1 protein-coding gene is annotated in these 781 nt (G+C 77.6%); it reads right to left on the reverse strand.

Translation table 11 applies throughout. The features are described from left to right. A partial coding sequence (locus D7X74_RS42215) for a lipopolysaccharide assembly protein LapB (RefSeq protein WP_120538496.1) occupies positions 1-781 on the reverse strand: 781 nt, incomplete at both ends.

The raw sequence follows: 781 nt of genomic DNA on the forward strand, positions 1-781 counted from the left end.
GGCGGGGTCGGCCCGGGCCACGCGCTCCGCGTTGACGCGGGCCTGCACGTAGCGGGGCGACAGCCGGGTGGCGGCGGCGTACGCGGCGCGGGCCTCCTCCAGGCGTCCCAGGCGCTCGCAGGCGACGCCCAGGTTGTTCTGCACGTAGGCCACGTGGGGCAGGAGGGCCGCGGCCTGGGTGAGGACCTCCACGGCGCGGGCGTTGTCGCTGGCGCGCAGGTAGGCGAACCCCAGGTTGTTGAGCGCATGGCCGTGCTCCGGATCCAGGTGCACCGCCTGCTGGAAGCGCAGGATGGCGGGGCCCAGCTCGTTGGCGCCCAGGTGGGCGCGGCCGAGCACCTGGTACACCTCCGCGTCCTCGGGGTTGCGCAGGAGGGCCTCCTCGCCCACGGGGACCGCGTCGGCGAAGCGACCCTGCGCCACCAGCAGCCGCGCCTGCTGCACCAGGGCCCCCGCTTCGGTGGGCTCCGCCTGGGCCAGCCGGGCGTAGGCGTCCAGGGCCAGCCCCGTGTCCCCGGCCAGCCGGGCGGTGCGCGCGAGCTGCGCCAGGGTGTCGGTGTCGCCCGGGTCGTCATGGAGCGCGCGGCGCAGCTCGGTCACGGCGCCGGACAGGTCGCCCAGCTCACGGAGGCCCTGGGCGCGGGCCACGTGGTCCACGCGGCGGGCGTGCACGTGCGGCAGCGCCAGGAGGTCGCCCTGGACAGGGGCCTCCACCGGGGCGGCCTCGTTCGGGTCGAGCAGGCGCGGCGCGGTCGCGAGCGAAGGCTCCCCGGCGTGCGGC

It is taken from the genome of Corallococcus sp. CA047B (genome assembly GCF_003612065.1).
In the GTDB taxonomy this organism is placed as follows: Bacteria; Myxococcota; Myxococcia; order Myxococcales; family Myxococcaceae; genus Corallococcus; species Corallococcus praedator.